Raw genomic sequence first — 16,924 nt, forward strand, 5'->3', positions numbered from 1 at the left:
CTCAAGTTCAGTTGGAACTTGAGCTAGATGAGTATGCCAATGTGGTGTCTTGATAAATCATAATTGAATCTCCTAAATTAATTTTAATTAGAATATCATAATTATTAAAAATGAACAAGAAAAATTTGAGATTTTTAGTCTTCGATAATCGTATTCTGTGCTTTGCTCATCTTTTTAACTAAAAAGAAAATTGGCCAGCCGACAGCGGTAATTCCAGTAAAAAGCAAAACGCCAGCGGGATCATTGAAGAATTGGCTGACTAAAACGAAGAGCCCGCCTGCAATTGCTACTAAAGGAATTAGGGGATAAAATGGCACGCTGAAAGGACGTTGGTCCTTATTTTTGTATCTTAAAATGAATAAGCCAAAGAATGCTAAAACATAGAAACTATAAATTGTGAAGACGCAGAGATTTGATAGGTAATCAGGATCGAAGAAAGTCATCATAATTCCAGTTAAGGTAATTAAGAGCATAGTAGCCATAACTGGTGCTTTTCCCTTAGGTGTAACGTATGATAAAAATCTTGAGAAAGGCAAATCCCCGCGCTTAGCCATAGCGTAAATAATACGAGGAAAGGTGAGCATTTCTCCATTGAGAGTGCCTAGCATTGAGATAATAATGCCGACAGATAGAACTTTACCGCCAATTGGACCAAGAATAGCGTCAGCCAAATAAGTGGTTGAATTTTGACCTAATGCATGAATTTTATCGGCAGGGATGAAACTAAAAATACCAATAGTAATTAACGCGTAAATTACTAATACTGTAGTGATTCCAATGATGATTGCTTTGGGTAATAATTTTTGTGGATTCTTAATTTCACCACCTAAATTTGCAATAAAGATCCAACCGTCATAGGCAAAAAGGGCAGCGAGAACGGCTACGCCAAGACCACCTGTTGATCGATTCAGCTCAGTCACAGTTTGGGCGACAGCGTTTTGCTCACCCCAGCAGATGCCGCAGAAGATAATTGCAAAAATAGGGATCATCTTAGCAATTGTAGTGATTATAGCAAAGGCTGCACCGACTTTATTTTCTAAAAAGTTTAAACCGCCGATAGCGATGATAGTGATCAAACCAATGGGAATACGCCATTCGGTGCCGATGCCAAAGAGATTAGTCACCATAATACTTAAAAAACCGGTAACTGCAGCTATCATAGCAGGACCGTACACAATAGCCTGCATCCAACCAGCCATAAAACCTAAAACGCGGCCGTAAATTTTTTCAATATAGACGTAAAGTCCACCAGTATAAGGCATCTGGGCACCGATTTCCGCAATCGTTAAGCCAGCGGTTAATGTGATAATCCCAGCTAAAATCCATGCTAAAAGTGCCATAAAGGTTGAGCCTGCGCTATCTAAAACTGAAGCTTGTTTAAAGAAAATTCCAGAACCGATAATGGTTCCAACGATAATTGAAAGTGCAGAACCTAAGCCAATACTGCGTTTAAGGTGATTGTCCATGAAAGTCCTCCAGATGTAAAAATATGTATAACATTATATCATATAAGGTGACATATAGTTTCTAAAAATACGATAAAAGATTAATTGACTCTTCTTGTTTACCACTAGAATTGAGTATAAAATGAAAAACAAAAATATTGTTGAGTGAGAAAGGGATTTCATGCGCGTTAATGTATTACAGCATGCACCTAATGAGGGACCTGGTTCTATTCAAGCCTGGTGCCATGCTAGAGATAACGAAATGTTCGTTTACCATCCAGGGAATTTTGGTATTTTGCCAACTGTTGATGAAACAGATCTATTAGTAGTCCTAGGCAGTCCAAACAGTCCTAATGATGATCTTGATTGGGTCAAAAATGAACGTGTGTTGATTAGAAAAATGTTAGATCAACACAAGCCGATCTTGGGAATTTGTTTTGGTAGCCAGCAGATTGCTAAAACTTTGGGCTATAAGGTACTTGATGCACCCGCTAAGGAAGTAGGTTGGGCACCAGTTTATTTGCAAGATCAGACTATTACAGGAATTCCGGATAAGTTAACAGCTCTTCATTGGCATGAACAAATGAGTGAAATTCCAACCGAAGCTAAGTTATTATTCTCTAGTGATCTAGTTAAGAATCAAGGCTTTTTACTGGGAGATAATGTAATTGGGTTGCAGTTCCACTTTGAACCGCAAATTGATAATGTGCGTGAGATTGCTATTAATGATGGAGCATATGCTTTAGAAAATAATGATTTACATCAAACGCCTACAGAGATTATTAATCATGGTGTGCCTGAGAAAAATAAAGATGTAATGTTTACTTTACTTGATTTCATTGCTAAATAAGCGAAAAGGCTAGGATCAAAATTTTGATCTTAGCCTTTTTCTTACTTCTTTTCTAGTTCTTTAATGTTCATACCAGGAATGTTGCCAAACCATTTTTTAACTAGGTGATTATATGTGCCATTCTTTTCTAGTTTTGCTAATGCAGTGTTGATATGCTTGAGCATGTCATTTTGCCCCTTATTAACTGCAATACCATATGGCTGGTTGGTAAAGGTGCCACCAACTAATTTATAGCCGGAACTATCACGCAAAATCCCAGCTAAAATTCCGTTATCAGTTACAAAGGCATCTCCTTGTCCAGCTTTTAATGCGGCAAAAGCTTGGCCGTAATCATCGAATTGTAAAATTTCCGCTTTAGGAGCAACTTGATGGATAGCATCGGCGGCAGTAGTTCCTTTAACTACAAGCACTTTCTTGTTATTCAAATTTTTAGCATTTTTAATGGCGCTACTGTCAGCAACCATAATTGACTGTCCAGCAGGAAAGTAAGGGTGACTGAATTCGACTTGTTTTTTACGTTCAGGCGTAATGGTCATTGCTGCAATGACGGCGTCGACATTCGTGTTTTTTAGAAGCTGAATCTTGGTGTTGGCCGTTGTTGTTATGAAATTGGCTTTGGCATTTTTGCCTAGCATTTCATGGGTTAATGCATTAGCTAAATCAATTTCAAAGCCATTAAGTTTGCCTGTTTTAATATTTATTGAGCCGAATAATGGCGTGTCGGCTTTGACGCCCCAGTTAATGGTTTTACTAGTTTTAACTGCTTGATAAACGTTTTGCTTTTTGTTTTGCTTACAGCCACTTAATGGCAAAGCAAATAGGACCACTATTGAAATTATTAATAAAAACTTTTTACGCATATAATCCCTGCCTTGTTTTACTTGATGATTTTTTTATTATACCAATTTGAAATTTAGATGCAAAAATTGTTTCTTTACTTTAATTATAGTCTTATTTTTGACAAAATGATTTGACAATAGTCCATGTGCATACTAATATATTTGGTATGCATGTAGACTAAATATGGTGGTGAAGTAATGAAAATTAGTGAGACAGAAAAATTAAATCTATCAATTATCCATGGCAGCCGTGCTTATAGCCAATGGGAGCAGGATCATGACTTGCCGGACTATTTAGTGGTAATCATGTATGAATTACTGATTCGGGGAAAATTGACGCAAAGAGAATTAGTAAATCTGAGTGATTTACCCAAGCAGTCGATTAACAAAGGAATTAAGATTCTGCGTGATCATGATCATATCACGATGACTGTTGATCCTAGCGATAAGCGAGTTCGATTTTGCCAGCTTACCGAAGCAGGGCGGAAATATGCTTATGACAGGTTGCGTCCTCTATTTGAGTTAGAGGAAAAAACGGCTCAAGCCATGGGAACTGACAAAATGAAATTGTTAGCTAAGCTTTCAGAAGAATGGAGCACTACTTTTTGGCATTTTTTAAGTGAAGAAAGGAGTAAAAATGGAAAACTTTAAAATAATTCTTCCATACTTAAAGCGTTATAAAAAAGATGTTGTTTGTGCAATTATTGCTATCTTAGTTTCAGCGTTTTCTGGATTATATCAGCCTAAATTATTGGAAAATATTCAAAAGGCATTGATGGCGAATCAGAAGCAAGCAGTCTTGTCTGATGGAATCTGGCTAGTAGTCCTAGGTATAATTGCAATTATTTCGGGTATTTTTAACGTTTATTTTGCAGCGAAAATTGCACAAGGAGTAGTTAGTGATCTACGTGAAGATACCTATGCTAAGATTCAAACGTTCTCTTTTGGTAATATTAAGAAATTTTCAGCAGGTTCTCTAACTACGCGGTTGATCAACGATATGAACCAGGTAATGAACATGATGATGCAGCTATTTATGCAGATGTTGCGGTTGCCGATTTTAATTGTCGGTTCATTTATCTTCTGTATCGTGATTATTCCGCGCTTCTGGTGGGCACCAGTGGTCATGGTTGCACTTATTTTTGGTTTTGGCGCTTACGTTTTAAGACAAATGAATAGTTTGTTTACCAAATTCCAAGAAATGATGGACCGAATTTCTAATCAAGCACAAGAAACATTGCAAGGTGTGAGAGTGGTTAAGTCATTTAATCAAGGTCCACAAGAAATTAAAAAGTTTGATCAAACTTCGGACCAATTGAATGACTACAACATTGTGATTGGTTACTGGTTCTCTGCAATTATGCCAGCTTTTCAGATGATCGCTTATACCGTAATTGCTTTAATTGTTTATTTAATTGGTAAAAATATTACGGCACATCCAAGTGATATTGCGGTAGTCAGTCCATTCGTGAACTATGTTTTAACCCTGCTATTTACGATCATGATTGCCGGAATGACCTTAATGCAATTTTCAAGAGCTAATATTTCTCTTGGACGTATTCGTGAGGTATTGGAGACTGAACCAGATGTCAAGTTTGTGGAAAGTGGTTCGGTTGCACCTCTTAGCGGTAGCGTAGAGTTTGATCATGTTTCCTTTACTTATCCTGATGGGGATGATCCTACTTTAAAGGATATTTCGTTTAAGATTAAGCCAGGTCAAATGGTTGGTATCGTTGGGGCAACAGGTGCTGGTAAATCAACTTTGGCCCAATTAATTGCTCGTTTATATGATCCAACTAAGGGTGAAGTAAAAATTGGCGGTCAAAATATTAAGGATGTAACTGAAGCTGCATTACGCAAAACTGTTTCTTTTGTGCTGCAGCGAGCGGTTCTTTTCTCAGGTACAATAGCATCTAATTTGCGTCAAGGTAATGCTCAGGCTAAATTACATGAATTGCAGCGTGCTGCCAATATGGCGCAAGCATCAGAATTTATTGAGCGTTATAACGATTCTTTCGATCATGAAGTAGAGGAGCGTTCTGCTAACTTTTCCGGTGGGCAAAAGCAACGTCTATCTATTGCACGTGGCTTGATTGCTAAAGCACCAATTTTGATTTTGGACGATTCAACTTCGGCTCTGGATGCGGAAAGTGAGAAGAAAGTACAGCAAGCTTTAGAGCATGAGCTGCCTGATACTACTACTTTTATCATTGCGGAAAAGATTGTTTCAGTGATTAATGCCGATACAATTTTAGTGTTAGATGACGGTAAATTAGTGGCACAAGGTACGCATGAAGAATTGCTTAAGACTTCGCCGGTTTACCAAGAAATCTTCAAGACACAAAAAGGTAAGAAAGGAGGAAATGAATAAATGAGTAATACGAAAAAGGCATTGCGCTATTTTGCTAAGTATTTGAAGCCTTATTGGAAGGGAATCACTATTGTGGTTATCCTTTCTTTGATTTCGAGTGGTGCACAGGTTATGGCACCCACATATTTAGGCCGTTCAGTTACCGCTTTAACTACTTATTTGGTTGATTTAAAAAAGGGTACAGCATCCATGAACACGTTCTATAGCGCGTTATGGTCGATGTTCTTGTTTTACTTATTGAGCCAGATAGCGATTTTTATTGCTTGGATGGTAATGTCCAAGTTCAATGCGGATTTAACTAATGACATGCGTGAGAATCTATTTGCCAAGTTTCAACGGATGTTAGTGCGCTACTTTGATACTCATCAGGATGGTAAACTTTTATCGCTATTTACTTCCGATTTGGATAATATTTTCAACGCAATGAACAATGCGATTTTTGAAATTATTTCCCAGGGAATTATGTTCGTGGGAACAATTATTGTGATGTTCACGATTAATAGTACTTTGGCTTGGACTACGATTGCGACAACACCATTCATTTTGATTATTAGTGTCCTTTTAATGAAAAAAGCTCGCGTTTATATCGATAAGCAGCAAGATGAAATTGGCGATTTAAATGGTTATATTACCGAACAGATCAATGGTGAAAAGGTGATTATTACCAATGGTTTGCGTCAAGAATCGGTTGATGGCTTCAAGGTCTACAACAATAAAGTAAGAACCGCTTTGTTTAAGGGGCAATTTTATTCGGGAATCCTATTCCCATTGATGAACGGATTGAACTTACTTAATTTGGCAATTGTCATCGCTATGGGGTCTTGGATGATTATTTCCGGTCAAATTTCTCAGGCTATTGGATTGGGCTTGATTGTAACTTTCGTTGAATATTCACAAGTTTATTTCCAACCTTTGACACAAATTACTTCAATTTATTCCATGATTCAATTAGCTTTAACTGGGGCAAGAAGATTAGCTACAGTTGAAGAACAAAAAGATGAAAACGAAGTGCCAAATGGTAAGGTCATTAGTGGTTTGAATCATGGTGTCAAGCTAGAAAATGTTCATTTTGGCTACAATAAAGATAAAGAAATTTTGCACGGAGTAAATATTTCGGTTGATAAGGGCCAATCAGTGGCTCTGGTCGGACCAACCGGTTCAGGTAAAACTACGATTATAAACCTGTTAAATCGCTTCTATGATGTTAATTCAGGTAAAGTAACCTTTGACGGGACAGATGTACGTGATATTCAACTAACATCATTGCGAAATAATGTTGGGATCGTCCTGCAGGACTCTGTCTTATTTACTGGTACTGTAGCGGACAATATTCGTTATGGTAAGCCGAATGCTTCAATGGATGAAGTGATTTCAGCGGCTAAGCAGGCTAATATCCATGATTTTATTGAGACTTTGCCTGATGGTTACGATACTCAAGTTAGCGATGCTAACTCAATCTTTTCAACTGGGCAAAAGCAATTAATGTCAATTGCTCGGACAATTTTAACGAATCCACCATTCCTAATCTTGGATGAAGCAACTTCTAACGTAGATACGGTAACAGAAGAAAAGATTCAAAAGGCAATGGATACTGTGATTGCTGGACGAACAAGCTTTGTGATTGCTCACCGGTTAAAGACGATCTTGAATTCTAATAAGATTGTTGTGTTAAAAGATGGTAATGTGATCGAAGAAGGCAGCCACGAGGCACTGCTTAAAGAAAAGGGATTTTATTACAAACTTTACACAGATCAAATGGCATTTGATTAACAATGTGCTATACTTGACTTAATTGATAAATAAATGAAATGTCACTAGGGGTGCGTAATGCTGAGATAATACCCTTCGAACCTGAACAAGATAATACTTGCGCAAGGGAAAGTGCTAACAAGAGAATTAACTTTTATTTGTGTGCTCCTACTGACAGTATGTTAGTAAGGAGCATTTTTTATGTTTACTAGATCGTCAAAATGGAATGTAAAATCAGTTATTTTAGTTGCCTTAATCGGGATCATCATGGGTGTGATTTACACTTATGGCTTTAACAATGTGTATAACCTAGTAAAATTAAGCTTTTTACCCACCGGTTATGCACCGGTTGTTGACAACGTTTTTACTGGCTTATGGTATATGGCTGCTCCTTTAGCGATGTATTTTGTACCAACTAAGGGAGCTGGAACTATTGGTGAATTGCTGGCTGCCACGGTTGAGATGGCGATCGGTGGCCAGTGGGGAGCCTTGACTATTTTTGAGGGGTTAATTCAAGGAGCAATGAACGAGATCGGCTTTTTCCCTAAAAAAGAACGCTATGAAAAGTTCTCATGGAAGAGCGTTTTGACTGGTGCTTTCTTTGCCAATTTAGGTGGTTTTATACCAAGTTACTTTTTGTTTGGTTGGAGTCATTATCAGGTTAATGTACAAATTTTGATGTTTATTGTAAGTATGATTTCATCATTACTGTTTGATGGTGTCCTAGTGAAATTGATTACCAATCTTTTCGATAAAGCATTAAAACCTAAAGTTGCCTAGAAACTATAAACCATACCTTTTCGTATACACACACTTTATTAATACCATTTGAGTGATAGAATAAAATTAGATGTATTGTATACGTTTTCAAAAAAAGGGGATTTATATGGCTCGACGAAGTAATGCAGAAAAGGAAGCTGAGGCAGAAGCAATTAAGAACTGGAATCCGCGTTACAAACATAATGTTATTATTTATTTATTTATTTATTTATGGATCTACGGCATTTTGGGTGCAGTAACTGGGATTACGAATGATGCGGCTCTATCTTATTACAAAATTGTAGCGCCACACCTGATTTCTGGATTAAACATTTTTAATGCGGCAACTGCTATTTTGATGTCAGTAATGATCGCTACAGTTCACAAGTGGGGTTATCGCAAGATTTTATTGATTTTGCCGCCAATGACTGCGATTTTTATGGCTTTAACTTGTATCACGACTAACCAGCTCGTTATCATGATTGCTTATACTATTTCTTGGACAGCAATTGGGGTTTATGATTTGATGTATCCATTAATGTGGACCTCATATGTTCCGGGAAAAATTAGAACTAAGATGTTCTCAACAGTAATGATTGTTAATTTGATTACACAAACGATCTGTACGTTTTTAGGTGGGAAAGCTGTCGTTTGGTTCTTTGGTTTGATTAGAGGCATTCCTTATCATGAGGCATCTGTTCTTTCTGGTAAGTCAGAGATGTTAACTGGTCAAACTTTAGCAGATTATACAAATTCATACAGAATCCTGCTTTACATTACGGCTGCCGTAACCATGTTAGCCTTTGTTTTGGCTTTGTTTATTCATGATGTGCCACGTGATTATCGTTCTACTGCAGATGACAAGGAGCCTAGCAGAGCAGAGAAGATGGCTATGTATAAAAAGCTTTTGAGCAAGAAGACATTGATGTGGATTGTCTATATTGCCGGTATTCAACTTGGTGCTCGTTTAGTTGCTGTTTATGTGCCGATTTATTTGAATAGTTATTTGCACATTCCACGTGATGTTACTTCTACCATTAACACCTTTATTCAAGCAGCGATGCTAATTGGATATTTCTTTGCGCCATTCTTGGAAAAGAAGATGGGGGCGATTGTTTCTGTTGCTGCAGGTACATTGACCTGTGTGCCAGTTATGTTGTTGCTAGCTAACGGTCGTCGCTTAGGTAGCGGGACAGTTTTGTTTGTAATTGTCGGTCTTTTGCTCTTCTTAAGAACAGGATTAGCCAATGCCACAATGCCAATTCAACAAGAAGTTCAGATGGTTATTGTTGATAAGGACTTGCGTCCAGCCTTTACCGGTGTGGTTCAGATTGCTTATGCTGTTGTCGGTGTCATTGATGGACTCTTCACCGAATTTTACTTATTTACTACCCAAGATGGTTATGCAAATGCCTATTACATTGCAGCGGTAATTTATGTTATTGCTAGTGTCTTGCTTTTGGTCTTCTTTGCCAAGAAGTATAACCGAATTTTGGACACAGCTAATGCACAAGATGATAATCAAAATTAAGATAATTTAGAATAAAGAAAAGACCTGATAATCTTCGCTTTGTGATTATCAGGTCTTTTGCTGCTTATTTCAAAACAGATTGTAACTTAGTAGTTAACATGTCAATTGCAACATCATTTTCCCCACCTTCAGGTACGATGATATCGGCATAGCGCTTGGTTGGTTCAATAAATTGGTTGTACATTGGCTTAACTGTACCCAAATATTGATTAATAACAGAGTCAAGTGAACGACCACGTTCCTTCATATCGCGCTCAAGTCGGCGAATAAAACGGATATCATCATCGGTATCAACATAAACTTTAATATCCATCAAATTGCGAATATCTTCATTGAAGAGGACTAAAATTCCTTCTAAGATAATAATATCGGCCGGCTCAACATGAATAGTTTCATCGCTTCTAGTATGAGCGGTAAAATCATAAGTTGGCATTTCAATCGGTTTTCTGTGCATTAACTGACTTAATTGTGCCTCAAGTAGCGGCATATCAAAAGCATCAGGATGATCATAATTAATTTTCATTCTTTCTTCCATTGATACACCAGTATTATCTTTATAATAAGAATCCTGGGTCATGATCATAATGCGATCTTGATCATTAATATTATCCGCAATTTCATGAGCGATGGTAGTTTTGCCGCTTCCAGAACCACCAGCAATTCCAATGATAACGGGTTTTTCAAGTTTTCCCATTTCAAACTCCTTTGTTTTTCAATATATCACTAAATATTTTAAGCTATTTTCCGAATATTAACAGCATTTATTTGTATTAAAAACGGATTCATTTTGAAGTATAAGAAATTTTGCTTGCTTTTTATCCCAAAATAAGGTTAAATACATATAAATAAATTAAAAGGCTATGAAAAAGACAAGTAGATAGTTTATTTCTAACAGTGAGTTGGTGCTAGTGAAAAGCCAATAGACCCTGAACTATTGAAAAACACTTTTAGCAGCTCACCGAAATAACAATTCTTAGAGTAGGTTGAGACGTCTCCGGTACGTTACCACACCGGTGAAGCATGATAGTGCTTCATGAGTAGGTCTATATCTAATAGGCAATGTGGGTGGTACCGCGGAAAGAAGTCTTTCGTCCCAGTTTAGGGATGAGGGACTTTTTCTTTATCCTAAAAGTTAGTAGTTAATAAATTCGTAAGTAGCGTTAATATGATTATTTTAATCTAGCTAAATACAAATATATTTTGCTAAAACCGAATAAATTTATAAGATTAGCAGGCTATTATACTATTTTGAATTGCTAAAATATTTAGTTTTAGCTTTAAGAAGAGTAAAATAATTATATTGTGTAGACAAAGGAAAGAAAGGTAGAAGCCATGACAGCAATTATTGAATTTAAGCATGTTGATAAGTACTACGGAAAGCTCCATGCATTGAAAGATATTAACTTAAAGATTGATGATGGTCAAGTGGTTTCAATTATTGGTCCATCTGGTTCAGGTAAGAGTACTTTAATTAGAACTATGAATGGCTTGGAACCAATTAATAGCGGTCAATTAATTGTAACTGGGTATGATTTGGCTGATAAAAAGACCGATATTAATAAGATTCGTAAAAATGTTGGGATGGTATTCCAACACTTTAATCTCTACAATAATCACACTGTGTTAGAGAACGTTATGCTGGCGCCTAAGATTGTGCTAAAGCGTCCTGATGATGAGAACCGTAAAGTAGCGATGCAATATCTTGAAAAAGTAGGTATGGCCGATAAAATTGACTCTTATCCTCGTCAATTATCTGGTGGACAAAAACAAAGAGTAGCGATTGCTAGATCATTAGCAATGCACCCTAAGGTGATTTTATTTGATGAACCAACTAGTGCCCTTGACCCAGAAATGATTGAAGATGTTTTAGAAGTTATGAGATATGTTGCTGAACAAGGCATTACTATGGTTGTGGTTACCCACGAGATGGGTTTTGCTAGAGAAGTAAGCAATCGCTTAATTTTCTTTGATAATGGTCATATTTTAGAAGATCGCAAGCCAGAAGAATTCTTTGCTCATCCAGATACTGAACGTGCTCGGCAATTTTTAAGCAAAGTTATTTCTAAAGATTAAGGTGACACGCCATGAAAAAGATAAAAAGATTTCTTTTCTTGCCTTTGCTGATTCTATTAGCGTTTACCTTAACAGCTTGTGGTCAGCATGCTAGTAGCAATGTTTATCAAAAAGTAAAAGAGAGCAAGACGATTGTTTGGGGCGTTAGAGCAGATACTAGATTGTTTGGCTTAACGAACATTAAGACAGGACATATTGAAGGGTTTGAAATCGATTTGGCTAAGGCTTTAACTAAGCAAATGCTAGGTAAAGATGCTAAAACCGATTTTGTTACTACTACTGCCAACACTAGAATCCCACTTTTAAAAAATGGAAATGTTGATGCTGTTTTAGCCACAATGACTATTACACCAGAACGTGCCAAGCAAGTAACCTTCTCTAAGCCATACTTTCCAGCCGGTTCATCTTTGTTAGTGCCTAATAATAGTAAGATCAAGAATGTTAAGGATCTGGAAGGCAAAACTGTTTTGGCCGTTAAAGGAACTACCGCAGTTGATGATGTACATAAGTATGCCCCTAAAGCGCGGATTTTGCAATATGATGACTATGGTCAAGCAATGTCTGCATTGAAGGCTAACCAAGGTGTGGCATTAACTACTGACAACGGTTTGCTTGCCGGTATCGCTCAAGAAAATCCTGGTTATAAGTTAGTCGGCGGCGTCTATAGTAATGCTCCTTACGGAATTGCTGTTAATAAGGGACAAAAACAAATGGCTGATCATATCGACCAAGCTTTGAATGAATTACAAAAGAATGGTACTTATGACCGTTTGATTAAAAAGTGGTTTGCTGGAATTCCTGGTTTTAGTCTAAAGGGGGTTTTGAAATAATGTGGCAAATTATTACTAACAACTGGGGCAGCTTCCTAACAGGTTTTTGGAATACTATTTTAAGTAGTATTATTGCTCTAGTTTTCAGTTTGATTTTAGGCGTGATTTTTGCCTTGCTTGAGGTAGCACCATCTAAATTTGGCCAAGTGATCGCGAAGATCTATATTGCGATTTTTAGAAATATACCTTTGCTGGTAATTGTCATGATCTTTTATTTGATCGTTCCACGTTATATTGTGAAATTGTCAGGATTTCAAGCGGGGACAATTGGGTTAACGCTTTATACATCAGCGTTTATTGCAGAGACCGTTCGTGCGGGAATTAATTCAATTGGAACTGGTCAAATGGAAGGTGCTCGCTCCAACGGTATGACCTATGTGCAAGCCATGCGTTATGTCATTTTACCTCAAGCGATGAAGATAGTGATTCCACCACTAGGCAACCAGTTTGTCAACTTGGTTAAAAACTCTTCAGTTTTGGCCTTTGTTGCCGGTTTTGACTTGATGTATCAAGCACAATTGATTGCGTTCTCAACGTTCCAAACAATTGATACTTATATTATTGTTGGATTGTTCTACTTGATCTTGACTTTGCCGCTTAGTTACTACATGCGTCATTTAGAGAAAAAATTAGTCAACTAATAGGAAGGGGATAGAGAATGGAAACTTTTATTCATGCATATTCATGGGTCGATATCCGCTTCTTATTACAAGGACTTTGGGTAACGATTTATGTTTCATTAATTTCAATTGCATTAAGCTTCGTAGTAGGATTAATCTTAGGATTAGTTCGCTACATGAAAATTAAGTATGTGTCTGCAATTGTAGGCTTTATCATTGATATTATTCGAAACTTGCCGCTATTGTTGATCATCTTCTTTACCTATTTTGGTTTACCTCAATTAGGTATTGTAACGAATCCAACGACAGCTTCAATTGCAGCGTTAGTCATCTTTGAAGGTGCAATGCTAGCAGAAATTGTTCGTTCAGGAATTGGCTCAGTTGATTCGGGTCAAATGGAAGGTGCCCGTTCCAACGGGATGTCGTATGGTCAGGCTATGTATCATGTAATTATGCCACAAGCTTTGCACAATATGATTCCGGCATTATTATCACAATTTGTATCATTGGTTAAGGATACTTCATTGGCAACTATCATTGTTTTGCCAGAGCTTTTATACCACGCACAAATTATTTACAGTCAGAACACGACTTACTTAATTCCAATGTATGTGATTATTGCAATCATGTACTTTATTGTCTGTTTCTGCTTGTCAACGATTGCAAATTACTTGCAGAAAAAATATGATTAAAGGCTCAAATTATCCAAAAAAACTAACTCATGCTAACATAATAGTAAGAGTTAGTTTTTTATTTTAGGAAAAATTATGAGTGTAAATGCACAGTTAACAGATCGTGAACGAGTTGAATTAACTAAAAAGGCATATGATGAATTGCAGCTGGGTGATACTATCAAAATAGATCAACATTATCTTGGAACTGTTTGTCGTAATGTTTATGCTAAGGATGGGATGCGAGCCTTCGTCATTTCAAGTCCGAATGAAATAACAATCTTATTTAAAGGATCATATGGTTTTAAAAAGGGGACTCCACAAACTTGGCGTGATGAATGGATTAAAACTAATCTACCAATTTTAAAAGCCCTGCTTGCACGAAAACGGACGATTCCTAGCCAATTAAAGTCAGCTGCTCACTTATTGAATCAGACAATTAATCAATTTAAAGGTAGTAGAATTTATATTTATGGTCATTCGTTAGGTTCAATTAATGCTCAGTTTGCTTTAGCTAATTGTCGTCATCCAGAAGCAATTGCAGCTGCTTATCTGTATGAAGGAACCAATATTTGGCTTTTACTGACGCCAGCTGAACGACGTCAGGTGGCTAAAATGCGGGAGAAAATTTTAAACTATGTCGATATTTATGACCCGGTTACGTTAGGAATTACTGAGACGCACCATATGGTAGGAAAATTGTGTTATGTGGATAGCGAACCGATGCAACCAATTAAGCAGCATATGTGGGGAGGATATCACTTTAATGCAGATGGTAGTTTGAAGTTACGTAAGGTTGATCAAGCTTTTCTGGCAGAAAGTCGTAGTGAGCGTAAGTTACTTGCTCGTTCAGGTGATTTGGCAGATTTTTTAGAGAAAATGGGCTCAGCCGAAGAAGTAAAAAAATTAGCTACCGATAAAATTGAGCAATTAGTTCAACGCTATCCTGATCATAAGAGTTTGGCAAAATTGACCGCTCTTTTTGAAGGAGAAATACGGAAAAGTAAAAATCGGTAAAAGAAAAATCGGTAAAAGAAAAAAGCAAATTATGCTAATTTGCTTTTTCGTTAGACAATGATTATTTAACCAATGCCTTAGTTTTGTATGCATATGCAGCAGTATAAGGACCAGCACCAGTAGCTATTCTTAATGCCTTAACCTTTTTGCCGTTAACAGTTCTAGTAACAGGGATGTAGTATTCACCATCACCAGCTAAGTTAACCCAATTGTTGACATTGAAGCCCTTTTTATAGTTAGCTGCAGCATAAATATTTTCAGTTTTTTTGATGAACTGATTACGCTTCTTAGCTGAAACGTTGTAAACATTTTTCTCGAAGAACTTTTGTGAAGGTACGTAAAGCTTTTTACCATCTACGCTATGAGCAGTGATCTTTACCTTAGAAATTGTTTTATCACCCTTTTCGCGATAATACCAGGTGCCACGGGTTGCTTTTGGTGTGGTAAAGGTTTTAGCAATACCATAGCCTTTAGGAAGCTTGCTAGCATAAGTTGGTGTAGATACCAAGAACAATAAACCGGCTAAAAAGGGTACGAAAAGTAATAGTTTCTTTTTCATAGTAGTTTCCTCCGTTTAATAAAGGATATTTTAACTACTTTTATTATAATGGTTTTACAGGAAAAATAATATAAAAATCTATAAAGAATTAGATTAGCATTAAAAATTTTTGTATAATATTCATATTTAAGAAATAAGAAGGTAAATATATGACGATTGATTATAGAAAAGATATTATTGATTTAATGCAGGCGACGGGGAGCGATCCCCAATCACTGAAGCAGTCAATGATTGCGTTGAAAATTATTAGTAAAATATATAACCAGGCAGTACTAGGCAATCCACCTGAGAATAAGAATGAAGTCGTTAAAATTGCGGAAAAAGCTGATCAGGCTGTAAAAAATGAGCCAGAAATAAAAACTGAGAATAAGCTAGAAAATAAAACTGAAATAGAAACTAAAAAAGAAAATGATGAAAATACTGTAGAAAAAATAAAGCCGAAAAAAACGAAGGAAGAGCTTGAAAAAGAAAAAGCTAAAAAAGAAGAAGCTGCTAAAGCTCTGAGTCCTACGGTTTTAAAGAATAAAAACAAATATGCGACCATAACTCCTATTCCTAAGCCTGTGGTTAAGAAAATAATTCCTGTGGCTAAACCAAAGGAAAAACAATATGAGATTAGACGTAAGCTGCTAGGTGCAGAAGCAGTGGATGAGAATGGTCATTCAGTACAATATTTTAATGAACACTTGACTAGAATTGAAAAGCTGGAAAACGGTGATACAGTTACTTTGCTAGATCACTTAAATGACAGTGGCAATCGTCCAATTATTAAAGTTGAGCATCATGCAAAGTCTTTTGCGCCAGATGAGGAAATTATCGAATTTGGTCCAGCGGTAGTTCACCGTGATTCTTTTGGTTTATACATCAAGCAGGACTCTAATGGCAAAAAACTAAGTCAAGTAAATCCTGAAAAAGCTATTTTATACTTAGACATGAATACTGTAAGTCACTTTAACTTACACGAAAATGACCTGATTAGTATTGTTTGGCGAGTCAGTGATCCATCCTTCATTAGGGTTAGATGGCGTTATGCCGAAGCTGAAGTTACTATTCCAGAAAAGAAGGAAAAGCCGGATAAAAATAAAGAAACGGAAAAGCACAAGACTAAAGGTAGACACAAGTCTTTATTGCATCAATTAGAAAAAAAGGAGAAGCAGTCGTCTGAAAAGCAAAATGAAGACTATGCTTCCCGAATTGATTTTGACCTCGATAAAAAACGAGTTACCGTTGTAGTAGGAGACAAGAGCTTAACCTCTAACTTGGCTAAGGTGATTGAAGCACACAATGGAGTAGCTCGAATTATCGAGATGAAACAGGCTTCTAATGTTTTACGTGCATGTAAGGAATCGAATTATGTCATTCTAATCCAGTCATACATTAAGCATTCTATCAGTCAAATCCTGATCAATTCACCACACAAGTCATATTCGATTGCAATGGCCACAACTGCAGGGCAATTAGCGGTAGAAAAGGCTTTATATCGTGCTCGTTACAAGTTGAATGTAACTGATAATGATCAAATTCAATATCCATTTTTAGTAAATAATTAGGTAAAAAAAAGAAGTTCAATTAATACTGAACTTCTTTTTTTGATAGATATTTTATTTGAA

General features: G+C 36.6%; 16 protein-coding genes, 1 riboswitch and 1 other annotated feature. Of the genes, 12 read left to right on the forward strand and 4 right to left on the reverse strand.

Annotated elements, in window-relative coordinates:
- Positions 1-134: 134 nt before the first annotated feature.
- Positions 135-1,466: an APC family permease gene (locus CP352_RS00655; RefSeq protein ID WP_061204516.1), complete on the reverse strand. Its 1,332-nt coding sequence runs from the start codon at positions 1,464-1,466 to the stop codon at positions 135-137.
- Positions 1,467-1,626: 160 nt separating this feature from the next.
- On the opposite strand from CP352_RS00655, the gene CP352_RS00660 reads away from it, so the two are divergent.
- Positions 1,627-2,295: a type 1 glutamine amidotransferase gene (locus CP352_RS00660; RefSeq protein WP_065990490.1), complete on the forward strand. Its 669-nt coding sequence runs from the start codon at positions 1,627-1,629 to the stop codon at positions 2,293-2,295.
- Between the two features lie 41 nt (positions 2,296-2,336).
- Here the strand turns inward: CP352_RS00660 and CP352_RS00665 are convergent, their stop codons facing one another.
- Positions 2,337-3,155: a transporter substrate-binding domain-containing protein gene (locus CP352_RS00665; RefSeq protein WP_005724289.1), complete on the reverse strand. Its 819-nt coding sequence runs from the start codon at positions 3,153-3,155 to the stop codon at positions 2,337-2,339.
- Positions 3,156-3,332: 177 nt separating this feature from the next.
- On the opposite strand from CP352_RS00665, the gene CP352_RS00670 reads away from it, so the two are divergent.
- From CP352_RS00670 to CP352_RS00690, 5 genes are all read left to right on the forward strand, one after another.
- A complete protein-coding gene (locus CP352_RS00670) occupies positions 3,333-3,785 on the forward strand; it encodes a MarR family winged helix-turn-helix transcriptional regulator (RefSeq protein ID WP_005720830.1) in 453 nt (150 codons plus the stop codon).
- Entirely contained in the window at positions 3,772-5,505 is a 1,734-nt protein-coding gene (locus CP352_RS00675; protein ID WP_013085988.1) for an ABC transporter ATP-binding protein, read from the forward strand. Before CP352_RS00670 ends, CP352_RS00675 begins: the two co-directional genes overlap by 14 nt.
- On the forward strand, positions 5,506-7,275 hold the full coding sequence (locus CP352_RS00680; protein WP_089143554.1) for an ABC transporter ATP-binding protein: 1,770 nt from the start codon (positions 5,506-5,508) through the stop codon (positions 7,273-7,275).
- Between the two features lie 36 nt (positions 7,276-7,311).
- A riboswitch (TPP riboswitch) is annotated at positions 7,312-7,402 on the forward strand.
- 53 nt (positions 7,403-7,455) lie between these two features.
- Positions 7,456-8,034, forward strand: a complete 579-nt coding sequence (locus tag CP352_RS00685; protein WP_057726755.1) for an ECF transporter S component — start codon at positions 7,456-7,458, stop codon at positions 8,032-8,034.
- Positions 8,035-8,140: 106 nt separating this feature from the next.
- Positions 8,141-9,544, forward strand: coding sequence for an MFS transporter (locus tag CP352_RS00690; RefSeq protein WP_089143553.1), 1,404 nt, complete (start codon positions 8,141-8,143; stop codon positions 9,542-9,544).
- Between the two features lie 64 nt (positions 9,545-9,608).
- Here the strand turns inward: CP352_RS00690 and udk are convergent, their stop codons facing one another.
- Positions 9,609-10,238: a uridine kinase gene (udk, locus tag CP352_RS00695; protein ID WP_013085991.1), complete on the reverse strand. Its 630-nt coding sequence runs from the start codon at positions 10,236-10,238 to the stop codon at positions 9,609-9,611.
- 157 nt (positions 10,239-10,395) lie between these two features.
- Positions 10,396-10,643, forward strand: a binding site (T-box leader).
- Between the two features lie 233 nt (positions 10,644-10,876).
- Between udk and CP352_RS00700 the strand changes: the two genes are divergently transcribed.
- From CP352_RS00700 to CP352_RS00720, 5 genes are all read left to right on the forward strand, one after another.
- On the forward strand, positions 10,877-11,617 hold the full coding sequence (locus tag CP352_RS00700) for an amino acid ABC transporter ATP-binding protein (protein ID WP_089150540.1): 741 nt from the start codon (positions 10,877-10,879) through the stop codon (positions 11,615-11,617).
- A gap of 11 nt (positions 11,618-11,628) precedes the next feature.
- Positions 11,629-12,447 carry a transporter substrate-binding domain-containing protein gene (locus tag CP352_RS00705; RefSeq protein ID WP_013085992.1) on the forward strand — a complete coding sequence of 273 codons (819 nt, stop codon included), beginning with the start codon at positions 11,629-11,631 and terminating at the stop codon, positions 12,445-12,447.
- Positions 12,447-13,088 (forward strand): amino acid ABC transporter permease, encoded by a 642-nt coding sequence (locus CP352_RS00710; protein WP_005720819.1) that lies wholly within the window; start codon positions 12,447-12,449, stop codon positions 13,086-13,088. The genes CP352_RS00705 and CP352_RS00710 overlap by 1 nt, the downstream gene beginning before the upstream one ends.
- Before the next feature lie 17 nt (positions 13,089-13,105).
- Entirely contained in the window at positions 13,106-13,759 is a 654-nt protein-coding gene (locus tag CP352_RS00715) for an amino acid ABC transporter permease (RefSeq protein ID WP_005724282.1), read from the forward strand.
- A gap of 75 nt (positions 13,760-13,834) precedes the next feature.
- Positions 13,835-14,755 (forward strand): DUF2974 domain-containing protein, encoded by a 921-nt coding sequence (locus tag CP352_RS00720; RefSeq protein WP_089143552.1) that lies wholly within the window; start codon positions 13,835-13,837, stop codon positions 14,753-14,755.
- Between the two features lie 61 nt (positions 14,756-14,816).
- On the opposite strand, the gene CP352_RS00725 is transcribed toward CP352_RS00720, so the two are convergent.
- The gene (locus CP352_RS00725) at positions 14,817-15,314 is read right to left on the reverse strand and encodes a hypothetical protein (RefSeq protein ID WP_089143551.1); all 498 of its coding nucleotides are present in this window, start codon (positions 15,312-15,314) and stop codon (positions 14,817-14,819) included.
- A gap of 149 nt (positions 15,315-15,463) precedes the next feature.
- Between CP352_RS00725 and CP352_RS00730 the strand changes: the two genes are divergently transcribed.
- A complete protein-coding gene (locus tag CP352_RS00730; protein WP_060464296.1) occupies positions 15,464-16,864 on the forward strand; it encodes a hypothetical protein in 1,401 nt (466 codons plus the stop codon).
- Positions 16,865-16,924: the final 60 nt, after the last annotated feature.

It is taken from the genome of Lactobacillus sp. UMNPBX1, from assembly GCF_002554085.1.
GTDB classification, from domain to species: Bacteria; Bacillota; Bacilli; order Lactobacillales; family Lactobacillaceae; genus Lactobacillus; species Lactobacillus crispatus.